The organism is Rhodococcus sp. (in: high G+C Gram-positive bacteria) (assembly GCF_049591685.1).
GTDB lineage: Bacteria > Actinomycetota > Actinomycetes > Mycobacteriales > Mycobacteriaceae > Rhodococcoides.
Genome location: NZ_JBAWFH010000528.1, coordinates 1 through 4,168 on the forward strand (window position 1 = coordinate 1; position 4,168 = coordinate 4,168).

Below are 4,168 nucleotides of genomic sequence, written 5' to 3' on the forward strand. Positions count from 1 at the left end.
ATCGTCAGCCGCGTCCAGAGCGCGTTCGTGCGCGTCCACCACGTCGGCGATGTCCACCCTGCTGTACAGCAATTCGTTGATCTTCGGGTTCGCATCGGGGTACGCGGCGCGGACTGGGGGGCCGGTCGTCGACATCGGGGAAGAACGTCGCGGTTCGCAAGACGATCACCGCAAGACCATTCTCTCGATTGAACACTCGGCACGACTATGGGCCGTAAACCTGTGTTGAGCTGCCGGGCGAAGAATTGGTTGAAGGTGCGCCAGCCGCTGGAAATGTTCGGCCGCCCGTTCACCATGGAATCCTCCGCCCGATACTCCGGGGAGTCCTCGATTACGGACCGCAGAATGTCGTCGTCGAACGATTCGGGCGTGTCCAAAAAATCGCCCCACGTCGAGGCGAACTCCGTCAACCACCGACCGAACGAGTCGAAGCCCTCGACGATCTCTTCGTCGTCATCGCCCGAGTTTTTGGTCGACGAGCCAGAAAAAGAGGGCCAGCCGGTCGCTGGCCTCCTGAGCGTTTCGTTCCCCGGGAGGTCCCGACGCCCACGCCTCGTCGGTCGACTGTTGCGGGATCCAACGAAGGAACCATTCGAGGTACTTCTCGTAGTCGTCGAGCGTCGTGGGCCACTGCAGTGCATCGAAAAGTGCGCTGTCGAGCTCTGCCTCTGCACGCTCGTGGACCAGTTTCAACGACTGCTCGAGCCTCGACGTCAGATCCGGGTCGTCGTCCACGGTGCTACGGCGCGAATCGATCACGGGGCACGGTCGGCCATAGGTACCGCCCTTCTCTTCGTCAGTGTCCGAAGGTTTGGTACCCGCTATGCAGTCCGATAGTCGTGGCGGGCCGTTCACCGAGTATTGGCGGAATCCTGGTCTCGAAGACGGAGGTAGGCGTCCAGCCGAGCCGCGCCGACGAGGAGGTCGCGGCCCCGCGCGGTCAGCCGCGCCTGCCACGCGTCGAGAAAGGAACGCAGTGCCTCGACGCCTCCTGCCTCGCGCAACGACGCGAGGAAGTGCGCGACCTGGCTCAATCGGTAGTCGCCGCGCCGGAGCTGCCGCGTGATCTCGGCGTCCCGGACGGCCTCTGCGTTGTATTCGCGGTAGCCCGTCGCCGGGGCGCGCGTGGGCCGCACGATGCCTTCCACCTCCCAGGCCCGCAGGGTCGCCGGGTGCAGATCGAGGCGTCGCGCGAGTTCACCCACCGTCAGCGGACGCCCTGCGATCGGCCGCGGTGCCGTCGTCGACAGGCTCTCCAGGGCGTCGGCCGTTTCGCCGTAGGTGCCACGTTCGGTGTGCAGAGCGGCGTGGACGGCGTCGATCGTTCGGTATGCGGATTCGTCGTCACCGGCGTTGACCGCACGCATGATCTCGACCGCCGGCCTGTACCCGTGTCCGCGGCGCAGTGCGACGAACGCGTCGAGCGCCGCGGCGTGAACGGCCGTGTACCGCCGGTAGCCGGAGTCGCTGCGTACCGCGGGGGGTAGGACGCCCGCCTCTTCGTAATTGCGTACCGCCTGTGCGGACAGCCCGTGTCCCCGGGCCAGATCAGTGGGTCTCACAGCACCTCGATTGAGGGTTGACGCGAAGAAAGCCCGGAAACTGCGGCCGAAGTATCAATGGAGTGCTCAACGATACCGTCGAACATATGCCTGCCGAACTGCACACCATCGCCCGAGAACTCGGCGAGGACCTCGGCCGCGTGGTCGACGCCTTCCTGGCCGAACGTCGGGCCTTCCTTCTCGGCCTTGGCGAGCCGACGCACGGGATTCCCGCCTTCACGAGCCTGCGCAACGAACTGCTCGTCCATCTCGTCGCACGCGGATTTCGATCGGTCGCGCTCGAGACCGACTTCTTCGCCGCGTCCATCGTCGACGAATACGTGGCCGGTGGAACAACGGACCTCGACGAGGTGCTCGCGTCCGGTTTCAGCCACGGGTTCGGCGCCGTTCCGGGTAACCGTGAACTGCTCGAATGGCTGCGCAGTCACAACGCCGCGTGCGCGCCGGCCGACCGGGTCCGGTTTCACGGCTTCGACGCGCCCGTCGAGTACTCGGGCGCACCGGGCCCCGGGGAGTTTTTGAGGTTCGTCTTGCAAGCTTTACCCCTCGGAAATTTCGAGATGGAGGACCTCGACGAACTCCTCGGTGACGACGACGACTGGACCGACCCGAACGCGATGTACGACGCTGCCGCGTCGATCGGCGGATCCGACAGGGCCAGGATTCTCGGCTCGATCGCGGACGGTCTGGCCGGAGCTCTACCACTGGACGCGGAGTGGGAGGTATCCGCGCACGCACGCGCCGCCCAGGGCTTGCTTCGCTATCACGCGGCGATGGCGAGTACATCCCCTGAGCGGATCGGGCAGCTACTCGGTGTGCGCGCCGAGATGATGGCCGACAACCTTCGGGACATCGTCGCGCGTGAACGCCGTCGCGGGCCGACCCTGGTGTTTGCGCACAACTCGCACCTGCACCGCGGCGATTCGGCGTTGCCGGGCGAGGCGAGTTGGGCTGCAGCCGGAGCGCTCGTGGCCCGCGACCTCGGCGAGGAGTACGTGTTTATCGCGACCGACGCCAACCCGTCGGCAGCAGTCGGGACACTGCAAGCCATGTTGGCCGACGCAACTAGCCGACGCGCGTTGTTCCCATCGGACGCGTTACGCGGCGCGCTGCCCGAGTCCGTTACCCCGGGTGCACCGATCGTCCCTGGTCACATTCCACTGTCACCCGCAGAGCTGCCCGGGACCGACGCGGTCGTGTTCATCGCCGACACCGATGGGCAGCGACACGAGTATTGGTGATGCGTCAGAACGCGTATCGAACGTTCAACCAGGGTGTGCGCTCGGCGATCATCGCGGTGAGCTCGGCGACGCCACGTGCCTTGACGTCGTTGCGGTACCGCACGTTCCACGCGCCGTTCTGCGAACGTTTGGCCTGTTGAGTGCTGGGAGTCCACAGCAGTTCCTCGGCCTTCGGGTGCCACCCGAGGTTGACCTCGTGCAGGTCGCGATTGTGGGTGAGCATGATGACCTCGACGGAAGCCTGCTTCTTGAACCCCTCGCCCGTGGCGTCGTCGAGTCGGTCGAGAAGCTCGGCCCACCGGTCCTGCCATCCCGGCGAGAGGACGACGGGCGAGAAGTTGAGGTGCACCTCGTAGCCGGCCTCGACGAACTCGTCCAGTACCGCGAGCCTCTCCCCTATGGGTGAGGTGCGGATGTCGAGCAGGGTCGACTCGGCGGGCGGCATCAGCGAGAAGCGGATCCGGGTGCCGCCGCGCGGTTCGAGGGCCAACAGATCGCGGTTGACGTATTTGGTCGCGAAACTCGCCTTCGCGCCGTCCCAGCCCGCGAATGCCGACACCAGGTCGTGCACATTGTCGGAGATGGTGGCGTCGACGCTGCAGTCGCTGTTCTCGCCGATGTCGTACACCCAGTCGACCGGATCGCACTGGTTCGGCTCCGGCTTGGGACCCTGGCGCTCGATGTGCCGGCCCAAATACCCGACGATCTTGTCGATGTTGGTGAACACTGTGATCGGGTTCGCGTACCCCTTGCGGCGCGGCACGTAGCAGTACGAGCACGCCATCGCGCAGCCGTTGGCCGTCGACGGTGCGATCCAGTCGGCGGAGCGACCGTTGGGCCGTGCCGTCAGCGACTTCTTGACACCCAGCACCAGGTCTTCGGTTTTGACCCTGACCCAGCGGTCGACGTTGCCCTCGTTGCCGTGCAGCGACGGTATCTGCCAATGCGAGTCGACCTCGATGATCTCCGCATCGGGGAAGCGCGTGAGAACCTCCTGCCCGCGCAGGTCGGCGATGGCGTCCGGCTCCGCCCAGATGCGTCGAACCTGCAGCAGCGGAGGCCGCGCCCGGGGTGTTGTGTGCATTACCGACTTCTATCAAAGAGGGCCGACATGTGTGGGCGGCTCCGCCACCGGTGTGCGAAAAATGCCGTCCTGACGACACTTTGTGAACACGGGCGGCGGAGCCGCAGAACCCGGGAGCGCGGACGACGTTCAGACGCTCGCCACTCCTCACCCACTTGCTCAGGTAATCTGCGGTTTCCGCGTCGGCGCAATCCGGGTGGGGGCAGACGACAAGGCATTGCGCACCTGAGATACCGACACCCGAAGACGACAACACCGGGCCGGCACCCGCTCTCGAGCGG

General features: G+C 65.8%; 4 protein-coding genes. 1 reads left to right on the forward strand and 3 read right to left on the reverse strand.

What is annotated here, in order from left to right:
- Positions 1-453: 453 nt before the first annotated feature.
- Together WBQ44_RS21575 and WBQ44_RS21580 are read right to left on the reverse strand one after the other, a co-directional pair.
- Positions 454-735, reverse strand: coding sequence for a hypothetical protein (locus tag WBQ44_RS21575; protein WP_495568707.1), 282 nt, complete (start codon positions 733-735; stop codon positions 454-456).
- Between the two features lie 116 nt (positions 736-851).
- A complete protein-coding gene (locus WBQ44_RS21580; RefSeq protein WP_495568708.1) occupies positions 852-1,562 on the reverse strand; it encodes a MerR family transcriptional regulator in 711 nt (236 codons plus the stop codon).
- An 86-nt stretch (positions 1,563-1,648) separates the two neighbouring features.
- Between WBQ44_RS21580 and WBQ44_RS21585 the strand changes: the two genes are divergently transcribed.
- Positions 1,649-2,803, forward strand: a complete 1,155-nt coding sequence (locus WBQ44_RS21585; RefSeq protein ID WP_495568709.1) for an erythromycin esterase family protein — start codon at positions 1,649-1,651, stop codon at positions 2,801-2,803.
- Between the two features lie 4 nt (positions 2,804-2,807).
- Here the strand turns inward: WBQ44_RS21585 and WBQ44_RS21590 are convergent, their stop codons facing one another.
- Positions 2,808-3,887, reverse strand: a complete 1,080-nt coding sequence (locus WBQ44_RS21590) for a spore photoproduct lyase family protein (protein ID WP_495568710.1) — start codon at positions 3,885-3,887, stop codon at positions 2,808-2,810.
- Positions 3,888-4,168 lie beyond the last annotated feature (281 nt).